We start from the raw sequence: 22509 nt of genomic DNA on the forward strand, positions 1-22509 counted from the left end.
TATTAGAACATTTTTTCGCTATCAGCTTATTGTTTTAATCTTCAATACGCATTGGTTGGATCAATTTGAGAGCTTGTTCTTTCCAGTCTCCGATAAAGGGCTCAAGATCTGAATAACAGTTTTCATAAGTATAAGACCATTCTTTATTTTGGTCATCTGGTAAATAAATTGAGAGATAGCTTTGCTCATCGTTCTCAGTTTTAAATGCATAAACTAAATACTTTTTATTATTCTCGGTCAATTGTCCCAGATAATCAATTTGTTGCGACTGCATATCCCATTCGGATTCCATGTAATCGTTTACAACAATTTTTCCAATTTCAATTTGCTCCTTATACCTGGGGGCTATCAAATCTTCGCGTTTTTTCTCTTTAAGCCCCCTCATCAATACTCCTCTTTGCGATATATTAACATTGATGCTATCCATTAATTTTTGATTCAATGGCAGACCGAGAACCAAAAATTCAGTTGCGGTGGAGGCTCGCAGATAACCTATTTGTGTATTAGCGAGCAACTGATGTTGATATTTTAGTAGTGAATCTTTTTGATCATATAAACCCAGTATTTTCACATAATCGCTTATCCAATAAGGATCGAAACTATCCTCTGATTCCTGTTCGGAAGCAAATTTGGACAGGTCTTTGGCTAGATATTTCATTACATTCGGCAGATAAACCTTTACCATTTCAAGGCTATTGCGCACAGTGCTGTCCTTAGCGATTTCTAAACAAATATTCAATAGTGTAGGTCTGTAATTATCGATCGCAAATAATGGAATGACCTGTTCTAAATTCCCAGCTACGTATTTATGGGAAGTGCGTAAAGGCTGTAGTAATTGCCATACTTGGTAATCAACATCGGGTCGATGATGATTTAATGCCTGGAGATACCATTCAAGCTGTGTTGAATCTATTTCATAGATGGTCGGGAAGATTGCTATTTTGATCAGGTCTGGTGTTGTCGGATCCTTAAGTATATTTTTTAAAAGAGGTATGCTCCGTTCATCATGATTCTTCACCAAACTATAGATCAGGTTTCTTCGAAGCCCACTGTTCTGCTCGTCATCGACCTGTTTTCGGACCAATGTTTTATAAATTAGTGCTAGGTCATTTTTATCAAATTTGTAATCGAGCTCCAATGTGTTTTTTGCCTTTTGACTAACGAGAGAATCAGCGCTATAGATATCTTCAAAAAGAGTTGCTGCTTTTGAGCTATATACGTCAAAGTTCGCTGTAGTACCTGTATAACGGACGGATTTGATAATCCTGTTTATATCTATTTTTTCAACTGTTTCTTGTGTGCCGATAGCATCAAATCCATAGGATATATTGCCTCTGATCCAGATCGCTTTTTTATGATAGTTAGCTGTTAATGAATCGCTACTTGTGTAGATTGCAGCGGTTATATTGTCGGATCGTAGTGTGTCGTAATGGACCATTTTCTCAGATTTCTTTTTTGCAGTAGCCTGTATTTCGGCATATAAACTGTCGGTTTTTTCCAGCCGATAATATTTAGGCAGTTTAGTGATTTCCAAGAGAAAGGATGTGCTTGAATTGCTGTCGGCTGCGGCATAAATATGAGATTCGCTATCAAGTTGCTCAGCTACATTCTCATTTTTTATCTTTATCAACGATGTAGCAGGAAGTTTTAGCTTCATACTGTTTACGGTGAAATCTTTCCAGTCGGCTTCCTTAAAAGGAACCATACGGAAGGAATTAAAAAAAGCGCTATCCATTTCTTTATTATTCTTATCTAGGTTTTCCTGAAGTACTTGATAAATTCGGTTCCCGCGGACCCATGTTTCTGCGAATAGGTTTGATTTGTTCAATTGGGCTTTTATTGCCATGCCCGTTATATTCTCCTTCTCCCTTGGCTCAACAGAGGTAACGGTAAGCGCTGGATTTTTTTTAAGGCTGTTTTTGAGCGTTTTCAGCATCAGGGATCTGTCTGTCATGATATAGCCAATCGGATAATCGTGATACTGAACCATATAATTTATTTTTCGATCCCTATCCATTGAAAAATAATTATGTATGCCATATTGGAGCTGTTTATCTCCGAGCTGCTCTGAACCTGTCTGGAAAAGGTATTGAATTTGCGTCGGCATTTTTATTGCAAAAGCACCAATGTCATTGACAGATTCATCTATTTCAGCAGGGCTGTCGAGAGGAAGGATTGTGAAGCCATTGAAAAAGCGGTCCGACAAATACCTGTCTAATGGACTTTTGCTGGTAAAGGCCGATAAGCTATATAATGTATTGTTCTTTAGCCAGAATTCCCATTTAACCTCCATGCCATTATTTGCGGTGATCAACTGCATACCTTGGGCACCATCCTTTTCAAGAAATTGCTGAGATATAATAGGGAACTTGCTTTTGGCAGTCTTTCTTTCGTATTCTTGTTTTAAAATTTCTTTCGCAGTAAGTCCATTCAGGTCACCAACAAATTGAGCCGACACCATAAGTTCTGTTTCTGTGCTCAGATCACCATAGATGATGTTTGTTGCACCCAATGTATTTATCCTGTAGATATAACTTTTTGGTAATTGGACAGTATATCCAAAGATAGAGTCCTTTTGGGGCATCCATTCCATCGTACTGAAGTCTATTTTATATTTAGAAGCCAGATCTGTTTTTTTTGTCTTAACGGGGCGGAGCTTATAGCCTTCATTTTGTAAAAGGTGGATGAGTCCTAGGTCACCTGCAAGATGAGCGGCCCCCACGACCGCGCAGAGCGTACCTTTATCGAGCTGCAAAATTATATTTTTTAGCATCGTGTTATTCCTTCTTTGCATTTCTTCAAGATCAATATGGGGTGAAATCGCGTTCCAAACACCAGCCAGGTCTCCAGAGCTATACAGTTGCATCATATCCTCCAGATACTTATAGTATTTTGTACTATCACTTTTGTTCGCAAGATGAACCAATTCGTTACTTCCATCAACATCCAGTTGATTTTCTATTGGCTCTAGGCCAACAATATATTTTCGTTGCGATTTGGCTAGGCCATAGAGATAAGCATCCAGTACGGCGGTAATATCGTCCGGTTTGTCGTTGCTGGGATTCATGAGATATTTAACAATAAGCGGAGATGCCATTTGCTGGGAATCCGGCATCACACCATACTCCTTTTGATAGCGTTTTACAAACTCTTTTTTTTGTACTTCGGTAAGCGCTATCTTTTTAAGTGTTGATTTTTTGCTGTATCGAAAATCCCATATCTGTTTATACAGTGTATCGGGGTGTACTTCCAAAGCCAGTGCATCTGTATTAGCAATAGCCACAAATATAGAATCATTGCTATTGATCAGACGCCGGTCTTTTAAATGTACAGAGCCTAACAGGTAAGAAGGTTTAGTTAACCCCTTTCCGGTAATCTCCCATAAAAAGCTTGTGTATTTTGTTTCTTGAGCATTAGCGTTGCTTATAAACGAAGTGAGACAGGAAAAAATAAACACCCATAAAAGGAGTTGCGTGTATATTGTGGCGCTGACAGATTTATACATTCGGTTGATAGATCAATATTATGGTTCTAAGAAATGAAGCTAAAGCTATTTACTTGGTAGCATATCTTACTATGGCTAAAAATTGAATTGATCATATAAGATTCAAAATCAAAATAATCTATTAAAAATAAATAAATTTCAATAGATGCGCAAGAGAACCTCCTTTAAAATCTTTTGTTCACAATTGTTGAATCCTGGTTTTCAGTTTTAATTAAATGGGCGTAAATCAGGAAGTACAATTCATCTTTTAGCCCGCATTTAATAGGGTGTACGCATGTGAACAATATCGCTATAAACTGTTCGCATCCGTACAGCTACTTTTTCTGAAAAAGATATGGAATATGCTTTAAGAGGCTATAGAAGCCGTTATTGAACGCACAGGACAACTGGTATAGTATTTGGCACGAAGCTAATAAAATTGATCTTATGTTCTTTATGCATTTTGAAGTTCACCTTTTCATTTCAGTCATTCACCGAGTTTTACCCGTTGTTGATCTAAAGTCTGTGAGCAAGAAGCATCTAGAGCAGTAATTTTGAATCAACAAATAAGAATAGAAAAAACTTACACGATAAAATAAAGATATTATGAAAACGCTAGTAAAAACAATCGCAGCAGCAGCCTTAATCGCAATTTCAACATGTGCTATGGCAGCTGAAGGTCCAGGATCAAAATCAGCAAAAACAAACGTTAACCTATCAACAGCAGACTTTGCTTTAGAGCACTATGTTGCTGTAATGACTGAAGGTGAATCGGCTGGTGTAGAACAATTGTTTGCCGAAGATTTTAATCAAAAGGTCCAAACGGCAAACCTGAAGTCAAATAGCCGTAGTGAAGTGGTTAAGTCCTTGAAAAAACAAAAAGGCGAGAAGCTAAACTGTACAGTGAATACAGACGTTCTTGAAGAATCAGCAGATTATATGGTGGCCAGGGTTACCTTGAAATTTGAGGATTTCAGCAAGACAGATCTAGTGACTTTTGTCCGTGAAGGAAATGACTGGAAAGTGTCCAAATCGATCAATTCGTATAAATAGGAGTCATTTTAATTCAATATATAAGTTGTAGGGCCACATCAGGAGATGTGGCTTTTTTTGTTTTATTGCGGACAGTTCGTTTTTCTAACTCTAACTTACGAAACGTGGGCTAACATTCAGCATCGTTATACGTGAATTTGCTAATCATCATTTGCTTCTTTCTGGACAAATGCTCACTTATGGCAGGAACCAAGTTATCTTATAGATACGTATCCCTTTGCTGTTTCTTTGCTTTTTTACCAATGAAACACCAATGAAACACCAATGAAACACCAATGAAACACCGAAGAAACACCGAAGAAACACCAAAGAAATAGCAGACGAAGCCCAAGCCAATCCCAAAGAAGACCCGAACAAAGAGCAAAGAAATACCAAAGAACCGGCAAAGAATCAGCAAGGAATAAGCATAGCAATTTCATTAAAAATTCTCTTTTTTAACTAAATCTTGACCAATAGTGGTGTATCAGTTAATTGAGTGAAATCAATGAAATACGACGAATATTCTTAAGTTTGCGGCATTAACCTGTATTATATTCAAAAAGTGATTCAATTTAGTTTAGACACTCGGTTGAAGTTCCCACTTTAATAGTTATAGCATAAAAAGCTTATTAATATCAAATGAACACAAATAGATTATTGTTATTTTTATTATTGCTATCCGTCACATTGAAAGGCTATGCTCAAGAAGCATTTGAAGGCGAAATTATTTATCAAAATAGCTTTCAAAGTAAGAATTCAAGCGTCACTAGTGAACAAATGAAGATTCTTCTAGGTGATAAGCAAGAATATTTTATTAAATCGGGGAATTATAAATCGTGCACAAATGGTGTCGGTATAACAATGCAGTTATATATTGGTGAAACCAATAGACTTTACAATAAGACGAGCCGATCCGACACACTTTATTGGTTTGATGCCGATGTGAAATCAGATGCAGTTATAAGTTATGAGCTCGTTAAGAATAAAGAGAAAATATTGGGGGAAGATTGTGATGCCTTGATTTTAAAGACGCAAGGTGGGCAGACAACCTATTTCTACACATCAAAGTATCCTGTTGATTTTACGAAGTATCAGATGCATAGTTATGGAAACTGGAACTACTATTTATCAAAAGCCAAGTCTGTTCCATTGAAAATTGTGGTCGATAATGAGCAATTCAAAATGGAATCGGTAGCTCAAAAGATTGAAGCAAGGGAGCTTCCTGACGATTTTTTTGCAATATCAGTCGATACACCGATAAAGAAAACGAAATAAATCAACTTGGTCAGCAGACAGTAATCATTAATCTTTTGCTAGGCTTTTTATGCGGTGTGCGTATGCGAACAATCTATTTTGAAACTGTTCGTATGCGCACATTTTCTTTTTCGTAAAGAATCTTGAAAATGCCTTTAAATGTGCTGAGAAGCACAAATGTTCTTATTGTAGCCACTGGTATAGTATTTGGCATGCAGCAGCTAAGATGGTTGTTATATTCACCTTTACATTTCCGCCATTCACCGATATTCAAATATCGTTGGTCTAAAGTCCATAGGCCAGAGATATATTGAACTTTAGTTTTGGATCAACAAGTAAGGGTATATAGACTAACACAATAGAACAAAAAGATAGTATGAAAGCATTCGTAAAAACATTCACGGCAGCAGCTTTAATCTGCTTATCGTCAGTTGCCATGGCAGCTGAAAAACCAGTGTCAAAACCAGAAAAAATTAGCATTAATCTTTCCACAGCAGACTTCGCTTTGCAGCATTATGTTGCTGTAACGACGGCTGGAGAATCTGTGGGTTTAGAGCAATTATTTGCGGAAGATTTCAGCCAAAGGATCCAGGCTTCCAATATACAGACCTACTACGGACGCCAGGCTTTGATTAAATCTTTAAAAAAACAGCAGGGAGAAATTCTGAACTGTAAAACGCATATCAAGATTGTCGAAAAATCCGCAGATTATATGATTGCAAAAATCGTATTGAAATTTGACAGCTTTAGCATGACTGACCTAGTGACTTTAGTTTATGAGAATGGCAGTTGGCAGGTATCCAAGTCAGTCCATTCCTATCAGTAAGAACCACTCTTTTATTTTTTCTTCTTGGCTCCATTATTGTATAAATTCAGTTGCCGATAGAGCAATGGAATAGCGTGTTTTGTTCTAAATCGTTGAAATGAAGCAACTATGAGGTGTAAATTACCGAATGTGCTTGGAATTCTTTAGTTTTGAATACACTAGTTAGGGATAACCCTATGTCTCCTCGGCAAAGGAACGTTTGGAACAATTCAGAAATACGGACGAACAATGATATTGAAAGAAAGAATCGGTCACAATTACCTGAAATACCTGTTTACTGGGACGCTTTCGGCTTTGCTGGTTACAGGTTATGCGCAGGAAGTGGGGAAACAACAGAAAGAAAAGAAAGAGAAACAACAGCAACAGCAACATAGTGTGCAAGGTGGCGGTGGAGAGGTTCAAACCATGGATTCGATTGATGTCGTACGCGACTACCGGCCTATGCTGGCCGATGCGGTCAAGGTGCGCCGCAGTCCGGATATGACGCATATCAACCGCGATGCTATCGAGACGGAGCTACGCCAGATTGCCACAGCCACCTATTTAGCACAGCAAAAATATAAACAGGCCTATTATCACGAATTGATGAAACGGCACCCAGACGCTTCGCAAAGTAATATCGATAATTATCGCATCAGCTATCTGGCTTATGGCGCTGGCGAATACAAAAGAGCGAGCGGTATGCTGGAGGCCATAAAACCTTCGGATGCCTTTTATCAGGGGGCGATCATGACATTGGGCCATATCGCTCTGGAGACTGGCGATAAGCAAGCCGCACGAAATGCTTTTGTCAAAGCGACAAAACTGGATTTAGACCAGCAAGTGAAAGCCGATGCGCTATTTAACTATGCTAAAATCTTGTTTGCAATGGACTCCACCCAAGCGGCACAAAAAGTCCTCGAGAAATATATCGAGCAGGAAGTGCAACCTGTCGATCCGGGTTCAAAAAGAAAGGAAAGTGCCGAAACACTATCCGCTGAAATCCTACGTGGGACGACCAACTTCCATGCCGGTGTTAGTATGCTGGAATCGCTAAAAGAGCGCGGTCGGGAGGTCAATGCGATCTATCAAAAGGTCACCTACTACCGCGGACTGGAGTTTTATAACGAGCGTGCTTTCGAAAATAGCATATCCATGTTTATGCGATCTGAAAAGTTTCCGGTCAATGCTGAAATGGCCGCTCTTGCGACCTATTGGAAAGCAGAGGCCATGTATGAAGTGCGCAAATTTGGTGAAGCCGTAGAAAACTTCTCCCAATTTCTAAGCCTGCCCGTCGCTCGGAATAGCGACCTGTATAATTATGCAAATTATGGGCTGGCCTATGCGGCCTACCGAAACAACCGTTTTGAGTTGGCAGCCAATTATTTTGAACGCTTTCTGACTGCTGGAGGAAATGCGGTGGATCAAAATATACGCTATGATGTCATTGCACGTCTGGGCGATTCCTACCTGTGTCTGCGCGACTACAGCCGGGCCAACAAATACTACGATCAGCTGATCAACAGCAAAGCGCCCAATCAGGATTATGCCTTATTCCAGCGCGGTGTTTTATTTGGTCTGCAAGGCGACAATGAAACCAAGCTCAGTACGCTGCGGTCGGTGTTGAAACAATTTCCATCTTCGAACTATGCAGATAATGCGGCCTTTGAAATTCCCTATACTTATTTCACGATGGGTGATTATAGCCGTGCGATCGAAGGGTTACAGGCAATGGTCGAAAAGTACCCTCGCAGTAGTTATATTCCCCGCGCCTTAATGACCATAGGACTCGTGCAGTACAACAATGATGAGCCCGAAGCGGCGAAAGCGACTTTCCAGAAGGTGGTGGAGAAATACACCCGAACTGCCGAGGCGGAGCAGGCGATGCGTTTCATTGAAAACATCTACCTCGATCAAGGGGATGCTTCGAGCTATATTCGTTACGCTGTCGGTACCAATGTCAGTAATCTGAGTCCCGCAGAGCTAGATAACATGGCTTTCCAGGCCGCGCAATCGCTATTCGCCAGGGGAGAATACGGAGCGGCTGTAGAAGCGATCAACGCCTATTTTGATAAATTTCCAAAACCCAGACAAGAAAAATTCGCCCGCTATATCCGTGGAGTGAGTTCGTACCGCACCGGGCATCCACAGGAAGCACTGCATGATCTGAATATCATCCTGAACGACTGGACGAGTAAATATTCAGAGAATACCTTGCTGACGGTTGCTGCGCTATATTTGGATCTTAAAGAATACAATGAAGCCATTGTGCACCTCAAAAAATTGGAGCTCAACGAAGAATATAAAAAGAACTATGGCTATGCGGTAACGAACCTGATGGTGTGTTACTTCGAACTCGGCGATATGGAGCAAATGGCTAAGTATGTGAGTCTGGTCAAAAATTACAACGGGGCAACCGAGGAGGAAATAGCGAAAGCGCATTTGTACAGTGGAAAAGCTTTGTTGAAAGAAAAAAATGTAGCGTCTGCCATGAAAGAATTCAACCTGGCTGCGCTGAAGAGTCAATCGGCTATCGGCGCAGAAGCACGGTATCGCGTAGCGCTTTTGCAGTACGATAACAAGGAATATGATAAGGCGCTGGAAACAGCCTTTGATGTGATTAACAATAGGGAAGCGCAAGAATACTGGGTTGCCAAGAGCTTCCTGGTGCTTGCTGATGCCTATGCGCGCAAGGGCAATGCTTTCCAGGCGAAGAGTACCTTGAAAAGTGTGATTGACAATTATGACAAAAACGATGATATCGTGCCTGCAGCGAAAGAACGCTTACAGAAGTTGAAGTAATACTTCTGAAAATTTGGCATACGCCAGATGTGATAGAATTTTTCATTTCTTTCGAATGAAGAGGATCGTATGGAACATGAACCTAAAAAGCCCGAGAACAATCGGGCTTTTTACATTAAGTAGACTGCTATAAATCTGATAAAAAACCTCCCTAATAGTTATAAACGGTATAAAATCCAAGAAGAAGAGCCATTTCTTTATCACTTAGTCTCCATAAGTGAATGATTTTATTCACATCGTCCTTCATAGCGGATTAAATCCTAATTTTTGTACAAAAACGAACCATTTCTGAACAAATCAATACCATAGCGGTAGCCTGTCGTGGCTAATTTTGTACCGTATCCCAATAAATCAGTTTTGTTGAATCAGCACACTAAATGATAAACTATAGAAGTCGCTGGCACAACAGGAATAAAATAACCAATAGACTTGAAAATATGTTCAAAAACGAAATGATAAACAAACAGCTATTCTCAAATTGGATAATAAATTTTTTTTTAACGCTTTTATTGTGCACTTCTGGATTGCTTGGTTTTTCTCAAAAAAATGAAGGGAAAAGCGGTTCGGGCAACACCGGGTATATTTTATTAAAGCCAAAATATGATGGTCATTCAGTCTTGCGCAATCCTTTAAATGGTTGGGTAATGTATGCTCCCCGTAATGCCGATGATACGTATTGGGATATCGAATATTTTGTACCAGCATTGGGTAAAAAGGTAAAGGTCATTGATTATGCTTCGGCATGTTATGTACGCACGAGCTGGTCTTCGCTGAATCCCAGTGACGGTGTTTATGCCTGGGATGATCCAAACTCTAAAATAGGAAAGCTCCTTAAAGGCGCACAAACGAGAGGGTTGCCCATAGCACTCCGTATTGTGGTAGATGGTCGCGACCAAGGTCAAAATACACCCAAATTTGTGTTCGACCTCGGAGCCAAATATTATTTGGAAAATGAAAATCATCCCGATAGGCAAACACCTTATCCTCAGGATGCGGTATTTAGAAAATACTATACCAAATTTATCACAGCTTTGGCCAAGGAATTTAATGATCCTGAAAAGACCTCTTTTATTGATGCCTATGGCTTGGGGAAATGGGGCGAAGCACATTATGTTGTCTATGAAGATCCCAAAATGGCAACACCTGAAAGTACTGAAAAAATAAAGGAAGAAACCCTTGAATGGGTGACCAGCTTATATGCTAACACATTTACAAAAGTTCCTTTGGTTATCAACTACCATCGTCTGGTCGGTCATCCCGAAAGTTGGGGCGCAGTCAACCCGAATAGTGAACGCTTATTGGATAAAGCTATTGATAAGGGGTATAGCCTTCGCCAAGATGCTTTTGGCATGACTGGCTATTACCAGAATTGGGAAAAGGATTTTGCCAAGAAATGGAATTTTAAGCGTCCTATCATCATGGAAGGAGGCTGGATTATTGCCCCAGGTAAGCACCGTTATTGGACAGACCCCAGTGGAAAATATAGAGAAGGTCATGATGAGGATGTGAGGAAAGGTGAGTTCGACCTGTCGGCCGAAGCCCATGTCAATATGATGGACTTTAGAGCGGGGGGAGAAACTGAATCCTGGTTTAAGTCCTTTGATTTGGTTCAACGGTTTATTACAGAAGGTGGCTACCGTGTATATCCAGACCAAATCAACCTCCCTCAAGATATCAAGTCGGGAAAGATAGCGCAAATCGCCCATCGTTGGCAGAATATGGGCTGGGGCTATTTACCTAATAATATTCCACAATGGAACTACAAATATAAAGTTGCTTTTGCACTGTTAGATGCCAATGGGAATGTTAAAAAGATTTTTGTAGATCGTCAGAGTGAACCGTCTGCTTGGTTGAAAGGTACTGCTGCGAGTTATAAATTAAATGCAAAAGTAGATCTACCTGCAGGGATATATAGCTGGGCAGTCGCCATTGTTGATACGACCAAGGAAAATAAGCCGGCAATTCAACTTGCCCTTGATGGAGATTTGACGGCTCAGGGTTGGACAAAGCTTTCGGCATTGCAGGTAAAATAGAAAATTTTATTAACAACTAACACCTATTATGATAAAGCTGATCAATCTATCTTTGATATTGTCCCTTTTTTTTAGCCTGATAACCTCCAACCTTGTTGCACAGCAAAATATGGCCAATGTGTATGGTAGGCGAGCTCAATCCTTAAATGGAAAGTGGGACGCTATTGTAGACTTGTACGACCAGGGAAGAAAAAACCAAATCTACCTGAATAAAAAAGCCGAAAGCAAGACTGATTTTTATGAATACGCTTTCGAGAATGGTCTCCGTTTAAATGTGCCTTCAGATTGGAACAGTCAAATGCCTGAACTTAAATATTACGAAGGTACCATCTGGTATGGGCGTAAGTTCGATGTAGTGAAAGAAAATAACAAAAGGTTGTTCTTGTATTTTGCTGCGGTAAGTTACCGTTGTCGCATATATCTCAATGGACAAGAGATTGCACAACATGAAGGTGGTTTTACCCCCTTTCAGATTGAAATAACAGATGCAGCTAAAGAAAACGATAATTTTTTGGCAGTTGAGGTAAATAATAGCCGGCAGGTTGATGCCATTCCGGCAATGGCCTTTGATTGGTGGAACTATGGCGGTATCACCCGAGATGTCTTTTTGGTAAGCACGCCAAAAGTTTTTATCGATGATTATTTTGTTCAATTGGACAAAACCAAAGCCGATAAAATCAATGCGAAGGTCAAACTTTCGGAAACGATGGCCAATTCCTCGGTAACTATCGAAATACCCGAACTACAACTAAAACAAACGCTTAAAACAGATGCTCAGGGGGAAGTAAAAACTTCATTCCTATCGAGAAAAATCAAACGTTGGTCGCCCACTTCACCTAAACTGTATAACGTGAAGATTTCAACGCGCGACGATCAAATAGAAGAGGAAATAGGTTTTCGCAATATTTGGGTAAAAGGGGAAGATATCTTCCTGAATGGCGAAGCTATTTTTCTCAAGTCCATTTCATTTCATGAGGAAATACCTCAGCGCAAAGGTCGTGCTTTTTCACAGGCAGATGCAGTGATGCTGCTTTCAGAAGCGAAAGCTTTGGGCTGTAATATGATTCGTTTGGCGCATTATCCACAAAATGAATATATCGTGAGAATGGCCGAAAAAATGGGTTTCTTGTTGTGGGAAGAAATTCCCATTTGGCAAGGCATCGATTTTGAAAATGAATCGACCAAAGAGAAAGCCGGTAAAATGATGCGGGAAATGGTTGCTCGAGACAAAAATCGTTGCGCACTAGCTTTTTGGGGAGTAGCCAATGAAACCCAACCATCCGAGCCTAGAAATGCTTTTATCAGGCATTTGATTGCTACATGCAGAGCCATTGACACGACCAGGCTTATAACCGCTGCTTTTGATCTTGTTCGTTTCAATAAGGAGAAGGAAATCTTTGTTATGGATGATCCTTTTACGAAAGAATTGGACGTCGTAGCTGTTAACAAATATTTAGGCTGGTACCACTCCTGGCCAGTTTCTCCTGATAAAGCAGTATGGGATGTGGCAAAAGGCCAGCCTTTAATTATTTCTGAATTTGGAGGCGAGGCGCTGTATGGCAAAACGGGCGAAAAGGATGTCGTCAGTTCATGGAGTGAAGATTACCAAGCGACTTTGTACAAAAACAACCTCGAAATGTTTAAGCATATTCCAAACCTGCGCGGAACTTCACCTTGGCTGCTATTTGATTTCCGTTCGCCGTTCCGTTTTCATCCGACCAACCAAGATGGCTGGAACCGCAAAGGATTGATCTCAGACCAAGGCTACCGAAAGAAAGCCTGGTTTCTGATGAAGCATTATTATGATAATAAATAAGACTTCAATTACGAAACCGAGCTTAAAGAGGAGTATCACAGTGACACTATTTTTTCGATGCCTACAAAAATAATATACTGAAAAGAATGAAAGCACCTAAACTATCGAAACACAAAATGGATGAATACAGGACAAGCATCTATAAATACTTTAAAATGATGTGCCTAATGGGGCTTTTCCTGCAGGTAGCCTTGTTAAAGGCTCAAGATGCTATCGATTTATCAGGCACTTGGGGGTTCCAGACGGACGTGATGGATTTCCGTAGAGGATCGCTGTCCCCCCGCTATAATCATCTTTTGCAAGAAACAATTAAGCTTCCCGGTATTACCGATGATTATCAGATAGGATATAAAAATCCCTATAAATATATCGACCGCCTGACCCGAAAATACGAATACATGGGACCGGCATGGTACCAACGTGATATTGAAATCCCTGCCGAATGGAAAGGGAAAAAAATATTCCTATACTTTGAGCGTACCCACTGGTTGAGTTCAGTTTTTGTAGATACCAAGGAAGTCAGCAGTATTGATTATGTAAGTGTGCCCCACAACCACGATCTGAGCTCATTTGTAAAGCCCGGAAAGAAGCATCGCATGACCATTTGTATCGATAACCGGTTTCAGTATAATACACATAAATGGAACCATGCGCATACTGAATTTACGCAGATTAACTGGAACGGTATTCTAGGAGAAATAAAACTGCTGGCCATAGACCCAGTTTATCTGGAAGATCTTCAGGTATATCCAAATATAGCCGATCAGTCCATAAAAGTAAAATTACGGGTAAATAATGCGACCAAAAAACAGATAAAGGGCAAAGTGTCTTTCGTCATCGAGGGAACAAACTACAGTCTTAAGGATGAAGTTGCACTGGTAAGTACCGATTCGGTGACCTTCGTAGAGACCACTATTCCATTAGGTAAGCATATCAAATTGTGGGATGAGTTTAACCCAAACCTCTATCGTATAAATTGTCAACTGAATACCTCCGACGGCAAAAACAGCTACCGACATGAAAAAGCGACAACCTTTGGTATGCGTGAAGTAAAACAAGGAAAAAACCATGTGTTGCTCAATAATCGTCCCATCCATTTAAGAGGCAATGTAGAAAATGCAGTGTTTCCAAAAACAGGCCATGCTCCGCTCGACGATGCCTCTTGGGAACGAATCATGGTGCTGATGAAGACGTATGGCATGAACCATTTACGATTCCATTCATGGTGCCCGCCGGCGGCGGCCTTTCGCATGGCAGACAAACATGGAATATATTTTGAAGTGGAAATGCCTATGTGGGGCAAAGATGCCGAACCCGACGAGTCTAGATATAACTTCTTCCGTAGGGAAATTAAAGCTATTTTAAAAGAATATGGCAACCACCCTTCTTTTGTTCTGTACTGCAACGGAAATGAAATTACCGGGAATTTCGACTTTATCGAGGAGTTGACTGCCGAAGGCAGAAAAGCTGATCCCCGTCATCTTTATAGCGGTTCTACGGCAAGAACACGGGTTAAATCGGATCAATATTACGTTTCGCAGCAAACCAATAAAGGACCGGTGAAGGTGTACGAAGGTCTGCCCGGTACCGATTGGGACAAGAATTTGGAATCTGATGTAGATGTGCCCGTCATTTCACACGAGTCAGGACAACGCTGTATTTATCCAAATTTTGATGAAATAAAGAAATATGCCAACAGTCCCGTAGAGGCCCGCAATTTTGAAGTATTTAGCGATCTATTACAAAAAAATGGCATGTTGGACCAAGCAAAGGATTTCTTCAGAGCATCTGGTGCGTTAACCGTGCTGGAGTACAAAGCCGTGATCGAAGCCCTGTTGCGATCAGGTAAATCTGCCGGATTTCAGCTTTTGTCGATGAATGACTTTCCGGGACAAGGGTACGCGCCCGTGGGGATCTTCGATCCTTTCTGGGATTCGAAAGGATTGGTTACAGCAGAAAAATTCAGCGAGTTTTGCGCGCCAACGGTCGCTCTACTGCGCTACGATAAAAGCAGTTTTTTCAACACAGAAACATTTAGGGGAAAAGCCGAAGTATATAACTTTAGCAATTCTGCACTTGAAAATGCGAAAATTAAATGGTGGTTGACCGATACCGCTGGCAACGTATTGAAAAAGGGAACGCTGAAAAGGCAAACCATTGCCAACGAAAATGTATCGCCGGTAGGTGAATTTGAGATTTCCCTAAAAAATATCAGCACCCAAAAAGTTACGGTTCATCTTGCGGTGAACGATAGCATTAAGAATAGCTGGGACATTTGGGTATACCCAAAACATCAACATCTGATGCAGTCTACAGCTAATGTATTGTACACCGATGTCTACGATGATGTTGCAAAAAGGCAGTTGGCCCAGGGTAAAACCGTGGTTCTTTATCCTTCTCCAGACCAGGTGAAAGGTCGAAAGTCACTGTTTCACAATCATTTTTGGAACCCCATTATGTTTGCATGGGCACCGATGACCATCGGCAACCTGGTTCATCATAAGCAGGCCATGTTTAATGATTTTCTTACTTCATACCATACCGATTGGCAGTGGTGGGATATCCTGAACCATGCAAAAGTAATCGAAATGCAACATGCACCACAACAACTGCGTCCCTTTATACAGGTCATCGACAGCTACGACAACAACCAGAAATTGGGTATAGGTTTCGAAGCCAAACTGCACGGCGGGAAATTGCTGGTACTGGCATTGGATACCAAAAATGATATGGATAACCGTCCCGCTACCCAACAATTGTTGTACAGTATCGATAATTATGTAAAAAGTGAGAAATTCTCGCCGCAAGTGGCCGTGGACGAAACTTTTATTCAATCATTTTTAGAGAAATAAGAAAGATTTACACAATGGTAAGAACAATGATATTATCTATGATGACTGTTTTTTGGGGTCAGCCCCTCATGGCACAGGAAATTAGGTTAGAAGAGAAAGCGTCTGTAAACCAGGTTTATAATAAGGCTGTCGAGGCGGAAAATGCATTATCTTTGAATGATTTGGACATCGAATCGGGCTATGTACTTTATCAGACCGAGATAAACACTGATGCCGAAAGCGAAGAGCTGGAATTGGAAAACGTACGCGATTATGCCGTGGTCTATGTCGACGGTAAGGTACAGGGTAGCCTGACAGATAAGAGTAAAAAACTAGCCATCAAAGCAAATCCAGGCAAACACTTACTTCAATTTTATGTCGAGAATATTGGCCGGATCACTTACGGACCAGAAATTACAGATAATTCAAAAGGGATATTTGGCACCATTACTTTAGACGGAAACGACCTTCAAGACTGGAAAATGATCCCCTTAACGGTGCGTAATTATCCACTGAAGGATTTGGTTTTTGAACAAAGATCAGTTAATGACAGCCCCGGTTTTTACAAAGGTCACTTCGAACACAATCTGTCCGGAAACAAGTATCTTAATATGACAGGATGGGGAATGGGCGAGGTCTGGTTAAATCAAAAATATTTGGGATCTTACTGGGAGGAAGAAAAACAGCAGTCGATATTAATTCCTTCGGAGGATTTAAAACCCGGAAAAAATGAACTTGTAATCTTCGAACTCAAAAATAATCAGCAAAAGAAGATAAGTTTGTCCCCAACGCCTGTTTTTAAGTAAATTGGTACTGTTGGCTTCGCATGGATCTGCACAGCTGAAAAAGAGCTAAGGCCAGAATTTCGACGAAGCTCATTGCCTAATAGTGTGATAATCGAAGGTTATAGAACCACTGATCAACAATTAGCAGCAGGGTATTTTGATTGAACCTGGCACGCGTAAATCTTGGATAGAAATTTAAACAGCTTTAGTAGCATCGGTAAATGAATAAATACAGTCTGATAATTTGTTTCGTCGTTTTTTGGGGGCAATGTGTTCTCGGTATCGATCTTTCGAGGTATAGGTTTCATCTGATGCCCGAAACTTCCTATTATGGCGGTATACAGAGCATCGCAAAAGATAGTTTAGGGCGTATTTGGTACACGGGGCCCGATGCGCTCTTCATGTACGATGGCAATAGTTTTTATCAGTTAAATGATATCGTCTCTGCGATCAAACCAGCGCAAAAATGGGGTTATGGTTCTTTAATTCGGGATAAAAAGGGAAATCTGTTTCTAGCTTCTGGGCAAGGCTTATTAAAATTCGATTACGAACGGTTTTCTTTTCATGTCGTGGTTCCCGGAATGATCCGTTCGCTTTGTGTACATAGCGATGGTCAGGTTTACATGCTGTCAGACAATAGCATACTACGCTATAATCCGCAAAATAAACAGACAGAAAGCTTTTTATTGCCCAAAAACAAGTCTTTCCAAAATATAATGAGTGCTAAAGATCAGGTGTTTCTAAGCCAAGGCGCTGTCGTGTACCAAGTTGAAATGACGAAAAAACGCCTACTCCAGTTTGCGGATTTTGGTAGTACGACAAATCAGGTGAACGATGCGGTCGCGTACGGGGGGGAATATTACTTTTTAACACAACGAGGGGGAATCCATGTAACAGATTTAACAGGAAACTTAAAACAGAAGATCCCAGTAAGCATAATGGGAAATTCAGCCGTGTTAACCAAAAAATTATATTTGGACCAAACCGGGGTGATCTGGGTGGCTACGCAAGCTGGATTGTATCTTTATGATCCATCCAATGAAAGCAGCAGCGCCTTGCAAATGAACTTGAACGATGCTTATTCATTACCGAATAACTCGATATGGACAATTTATCCGGATCCGGACCAAGGGGCCTGGATAGGTACTTACGGTGGTAAAATAGCTTATTGCTCGCTTTACGATTCCCGAGTACGTTACTTCAAGCCCAGCCCAGGGGGACTCAATCACCCCATAGTCAGTAGTTTTCAGGAAGATCATCTGGGAAATATATGGATCGGTACCGAGGGGGGGAGCCTGAATTACTGGAATAGAAAAAAGGATCAGTTTAACCCTCTAGAAAAATCGCAGGGTAGTTCGTCGAGTCCCCATATGATTAAACGCCTGAAATTTGACCGAACGAGTAAAAAACTGTTGATTTCAGCCTATAACGGCGGTATTGGTAGTTATGATGTGGACAATCAGCATTTCAGCAGTTTCAATTTCCGCTCTCCGGAGAGCCAGCAACCGCTCACCGTTTATGATTTTGTAAACGATAAGGAAGGCACCTGGTGGATGACAGATCCCGATAAATCATTTTTATATCGAAAGAAGCCGCTAGACCCTATAGAGATGGTGAGCGTCCTTGATGCGCAGGGCAAAAAAATGAAACTCGAAGTCGAAGCATTATATGTGAATAACGAAGATCAGCTCTGTTTAATTAGCCATCAAGGATTTTTTGTTGTAAATCCCCATACGTTAAAGGTATTGAAACACTACGCGCTCAAAGATGCTTCCTATTCAGCAAATTACCTGTGTAGTTATACAGTAACTTCAAATGGCGAAGTATGGTTGGGGACATTGGGTAAAGGCGTAAATGTACTCAAAAGAGATGGGACATATGTCAACTATAGTGTAAGTAACGGATTCCCGGCGAAAATGGTATTTGGCATATTAGAAGATGTTGCCACGAAAAATATCTGGTTAAGTACCAGTGATGGTCTTTTTTGTTTCAATTGGAAATCCAGTAAATTTGAGAAAGCCAGATTTTATCAGGAAAATAACATTGGTTCATTTTATATTCATGCCGCTTACAAAACTTCCAGGGGTGAAATGCTGTTTGGCGGTACCAATGGATTTCTACTTTTCGATCCGGCGTACCTCAATAAAAATCTGCAAAAACCGAAAGTTTTTTTTACAGGATTTCTGGTCAACAATAAACTCGTGAAACCAGCGGATGGCTCATCAGTTTTAACGAAAGACATTGGCAGTCTTTCCAATCAAAAAGAAGACAAGATAAGGCTCTCCAGTAACCAGTCCAATGTAGAAATTAAGTTTTCGGCAAATAGTTATCTATCCGCAGAGAAGAACCAGTTCGCTTACCGGATGTTGGGGCTAGGTGAAGACTGGCAAATCAGTCATGCCAACCAGAAATCTGTACAGTTTCTCAACCTTCCGGGCGGAGATTATATCTTTGAAATCAAGGCTTCCAACAATGATGGGCTATGGGGCGATCAAATATCACGATTATATATCCATGTCGATCCACCATTTTTCTTGTCCTGGTGGGCATATTGTTGCTATGCCGCACTTGTTTTTGCTCTGCTCTTTTTCATAATGAGATATTACAGCAATAAAAGAGTGTTTAAAGAGCGATTAGCACTCGAGCGTTTAAAAGAACAGAATATGCAAGAGCTGAACCAGGCGCGTACCGACTTCTTTACCAATATCTCACACGATTTAAAAACACCGCTAACCTTGGTTTTACAGCCGCTTAAACAACTCAAAGACACTATTGTGGCCAATGATACCGCTTTGGTATACATGGATTTAATAGAGAAAAATGTATCCAGAATACAGCGGATGATTAGCCAATTGCTGCGCTTTCGCGAAATAGAAAGCCAAAAAATTACGCTCAATCCGCAGGTTGGTGATTTTATCAATTTTGTAAGGGATCTATTTAGCTTATTTGAGCTCTATGCCAATAAAAAAGGTGTTGAAACCAATATTTCCGCGTACAAGGACAATTTATATGTTGCCTTTGATTACGATGTTATCGAAAAAATATTGACTAATCTGTTCTCCAATGCCCTAAAATATACACCAGATAATGGGTATGTGGGCGTACGTATCTATAGTGCAACAGCAGAAGAAAAAGAACGGTTTCCTTCGTTAGATCCGAAGGAAGTCGAATACATCTCCATTGAAGTTATAAATACCGGTGATTGTTTTTCTGAAGAACAGATCGCGATGCTTTACACTTCTTTCAACCGCTTATCTTCTCATCGGCCAACTTTTGAAGAAAGTTCAGGACTTGGACTTGCCATTGTGAAAGAACTGGTAGATGTGCTGGAGGGTAAAATATGGATGGTCAATAAGACCGATAAAATTTCATTTACCATTTTACTACCGTTAAGGAAACAGGCCGGGGCAGGCGACATGCAGCCTAATGTGTATGATTACACCGTTTCTGAAATCGACGATATTATTACGCAGGATACTGCAGCCCCAGAAACAGGATCGATCCCTATAAAAAAGACAGATAATATCCTGCTCATTGAAGATGACCAACAGCTGCGTGTTTACCTGGAGCAGCGTCTGGCCGAAAAATATAATGTATATACAGCAAGTGACGGCGAAGAAGGCTTAATTAAAGCCGAAAAAATTTATCCGCAACTTATTATTACCGATTTGATCATGCCAAATCGCAATGGCTTGGAAGTATGCCGTAGCCTTAGGCAAAATTTTAAGACTAGCCATATTCCTATTATTATGATTTCGGGTACGGGAGATGACAACCAGCATAAAATAAAAGCATTGGAATATGGCGCCAATGTGTTTATTGATAAACCGTTTCATGTTGACTACCTGTTGCAACAGACGGAAACCATTCTAAGAAATCAGCGGGAACTAAAAGAAAAATACAGCAAACACGTTCAGGTAGATCCCTCCAATGTAACCGTGACCTCCATGGACGAGGAACTGCTGATTAAGGCTATTCAGGTCATTGAAGAAAATATTGACAATGCCAGTTATTCCGTAGAAGATTTTGTGGCTGATATGAACGTAGGTAGAACCATACTCTATCAAAAAATACATGATATTGTGGGAATGTCCATCAAAGAATTTATTTTGAATATGCGGCTGAAAAGAAGTGCTTATCTGTTAGAAAAATCGGATTTGACGATAGCGGAAGTTGCTTACCAAACCGGGTTTAACAATGCCAAATACTTTAGCGTCTGTTTTAAAAAACAGTTTGAACTGAGCCCTTCAGAGTTTAAGAAAAAGGTTTCCAGTGGAAAGAAATAAAAATACAGCCAATAGTTGACCGATATACCCTTTCAGATAGGTGAAAGGCCATTCTATATTTTTGAAATCCTAACGATCATGAAAATGACAATTTTTAGAAAAACGCTTCTGCTTACATATTGCTTTTGCTTGTTTAACGTAATTTATCTGACAGCGGCTGTCGCCCAAAAGCTAGATGAAACTTACATCAGCCCCAATAAATACAAAAGTGGTTCCCAGTCAGAACGTATACAAAAAGCCATAAATGAAGCAAAAAAGTCGACTGGGAAAGTAGTGATCCCTAAATACGATGCGGTAACAAAAAAAAGTGTCTGGCTCATCGATCAGGCCATTTTGCTTTCGGGTGATTTTGAACTTGAATTGAATAACTGTACCATTAAGCTATCGGATAAATGCCGGGATAATTTTATTCGTTCTGCAAATGCAGGGCTGGCAATTAAAGATATAGCACCCACAAAGAATATCCGGATTATTGGAAAAGGAAATGTTCTTTTAGAAGGTGCTGATCATCCCAGAGCTACCGGTGACCATAATAAAATCTTGTCCTTAAATCCCAGCGGATTTGGACAATCTTATGGTACGGATGCAGGTAAGCCCGGAGAGAACCAAAAAGGTGGATGGCGGAACCACGCCATTATATTGGCGCACACCGATGTATTTGAGGTTAGCGGCATTACATTAAAGGATTATCATGGGCATGGACTGGTATTGGAACGCTGTACAAACGGTAAGGTAAGCGATATTACTTTTAATGTGAGGCAGGCAGTAACTGTTGATGGAGTAGACAAACAGATTTTGAACCAAGACGGCATGGGCATACGTTTTGGCTGCAAAAATATTATTATTGCGAATTGCAAAGGTAAAAGCGGTGACGACTTTATTAATATAGGGTTGACAGATACCGGAGTGGGAGCAGGTGAAGAAAATGTAAATGTGGTAAGTGGTTCGATTTATAGGGGCGAAATCGACAACATTTCAACTATTTATCTCCAGAACTGGCAGGACTTCTATTCAATTTCACACCGATCCATACGGATTATGCCTGTGGGTAAGCTCCGTATAAGTCATGTTTTTATCGAGAATATGGTCATCAGTCCGCTAGCACAACAAGGTTTGGTGGTCGAGTATGGCGAGCATGTCCAGGGCTTATTTGTACGAAATTTAATCAGTCATCAACCGATAAAAGCCAAAGGTATCTCGCAGGCCAGTTTCCGCGATATCATTTATAAAGGTCGGGGTGAAGCTATCGATGTGCAACCAAGCGATACGGTTATCCTAGATCATCTAATGTGTATAAAAAAAGAATAATAAAGCGCTTCTAACCCCCATTTTACAGCGAAAAACACATGTTTTTGCCTTTTGTACAAAATCAAACCATTTT

At 40.5% G+C, this 22509-nt stretch carries 11 protein-coding genes; 10 read left to right on the plus strand and 1 reads right to left on the minus strand.

What is annotated here, in order from left to right; translation table 11 throughout:
* Nucleotides 1-34 precede the first annotated feature (34 nt).
* Complete coding sequence (locus tag IQ31_RS08400; RefSeq protein WP_145327733.1) at nucleotides 35-3505, minus strand: TraB/GumN family protein; 3471 nt, start codon at nucleotides 3503-3505, stop codon at nucleotides 35-37.
* 585 nt (nucleotides 3506-4090) lie between these two features.
* Between IQ31_RS08400 and IQ31_RS08410 the strand changes: the two genes are divergently transcribed.
* From IQ31_RS08410 to IQ31_RS08455, 10 genes are all read left to right on the plus strand, one after another.
* Nucleotides 4091-4537, plus strand: a complete 447-nt coding sequence (locus IQ31_RS08410) for a nuclear transport factor 2 family protein (protein ID WP_145327734.1) — start codon at nucleotides 4091-4093, stop codon at nucleotides 4535-4537.
* Nucleotides 4538-5155: 618 nt separating this feature from the next.
* Nucleotides 5156-5791: a hypothetical protein gene (locus IQ31_RS08415; protein WP_145327735.1), complete on the plus strand. Its 636-nt coding sequence runs from the start codon at nucleotides 5156-5158 to the stop codon at nucleotides 5789-5791.
* Nucleotides 5792-6146: 355 nt separating this feature from the next.
* Nucleotides 6147-6596, plus strand: a complete 450-nt coding sequence (locus IQ31_RS08420) for a nuclear transport factor 2 family protein (protein WP_120335491.1) — start codon at nucleotides 6147-6149, stop codon at nucleotides 6594-6596.
* Nucleotides 6597-6824: 228 nt separating this feature from the next.
* Nucleotides 6825-9377, plus strand: coding sequence for a tetratricopeptide repeat protein (locus tag IQ31_RS08425; RefSeq protein ID WP_145327736.1), 2553 nt, complete (start codon nucleotides 6825-6827; stop codon nucleotides 9375-9377).
* 452 nt (nucleotides 9378-9829) lie between these two features.
* The gene (locus IQ31_RS08430; RefSeq protein WP_208734172.1) at nucleotides 9830-11410 is read left to right on the plus strand and encodes a DUF4832 domain-containing protein; all 1581 of its coding nucleotides are present in this window, start codon (nucleotides 9830-9832) and stop codon (nucleotides 11408-11410) included.
* 28 nt (nucleotides 11411-11438) lie between these two features.
* Complete coding sequence (locus tag IQ31_RS08435) at nucleotides 11439-13226, plus strand: glycoside hydrolase family 2 protein (RefSeq protein ID WP_145327737.1); 1788 nt, start codon at nucleotides 11439-11441, stop codon at nucleotides 13224-13226.
* A gap of 86 nt (nucleotides 13227-13312) precedes the next feature.
* Complete coding sequence (locus IQ31_RS08440) at nucleotides 13313-16078, plus strand: sugar-binding domain-containing protein (protein WP_244294428.1); 2766 nt, start codon at nucleotides 13313-13315, stop codon at nucleotides 16076-16078.
* Between the two features lie 38 nt (nucleotides 16079-16116).
* Complete coding sequence (locus IQ31_RS08445; protein WP_237242018.1) at nucleotides 16117-16863, plus strand: hypothetical protein; 747 nt, start codon at nucleotides 16117-16119, stop codon at nucleotides 16861-16863.
* 200 nt (nucleotides 16864-17063) lie between these two features.
* Entirely contained in the window at nucleotides 17064-21128 is a 4065-nt protein-coding gene (locus tag IQ31_RS08450; protein WP_208734173.1) for a hybrid sensor histidine kinase/response regulator transcription factor, read from the plus strand.
* A gap of 129 nt (nucleotides 21129-21257) precedes the next feature.
* The gene (locus tag IQ31_RS08455) at nucleotides 21258-22436 is read left to right on the plus strand and encodes a glycosyl hydrolase family 28 protein (protein WP_158638830.1); all 1179 of its coding nucleotides are present in this window, start codon (nucleotides 21258-21260) and stop codon (nucleotides 22434-22436) included.
* The last annotated feature ends 73 nt before the right edge of the window (nucleotides 22437-22509 follow it).

Origin of the sequence: Sphingobacterium siyangense, assembly GCF_007830445.1 — a bacterium.
Classification (GTDB): Bacteria; Bacteroidota; Bacteroidia; order Sphingobacteriales; family Sphingobacteriaceae; genus Sphingobacterium; species Sphingobacterium siyangense.

Bases quoted from the DNA above. Each gene is read 5' to 3' on its own strand.
- IQ31_RS08435 (WP_145327737.1), top strand. From the start codon at position 11,439: ATGATAAAGCTGATCAATCTATCTTTGATATTGTCCCTTTTTTTTAGC.
- IQ31_RS08410 (WP_145327734.1), top strand. From the start codon at position 4,091: ATGAAAACGCTAGTAAAAACAATCGCAGCAGCAGCCTTAATCGCAATT.
- IQ31_RS08420 (WP_120335491.1), top strand. From the start codon at position 6,147: ATGAAAGCATTCGTAAAAACATTCACGGCAGCAGCTTTAATCTGCTTA.
- IQ31_RS08415 (WP_145327735.1), top strand. From the start codon at position 5,156: ATGAACACAAATAGATTATTGTTATTTTTATTATTGCTATCCGTCACA.
- IQ31_RS08425 (WP_145327736.1), top strand. From the start codon at position 6,825: ATGATATTGAAAGAAAGAATCGGTCACAATTACCTGAAATACCTGTTT.
- IQ31_RS08450 (WP_208734173.1), top strand. From the start codon at position 17,064: ATGAATAAATACAGTCTGATAATTTGTTTCGTCGTTTTTTGGGGGCAA.
- IQ31_RS08445 (WP_237242018.1), top strand. From the start codon at position 16,117: ATGATGACTGTTTTTTGGGGTCAGCCCCTCATGGCACAGGAAATTAGG.
- IQ31_RS08400 (WP_145327733.1), bottom strand. From the start codon at position 3,505: ATGTATAAATCTGTCAGCGCCACAATATACACGCAACTCCTTTTATGG.
- IQ31_RS08430 (WP_208734172.1), top strand. From the start codon at position 9,830: ATGATAAACAAACAGCTATTCTCAAATTGGATAATAAATTTTTTTTTA.
- IQ31_RS08440 (WP_244294428.1), top strand. From the start codon at position 13,313: ATGAAAGCACCTAAACTATCGAAACACAAAATGGATGAATACAGGACA.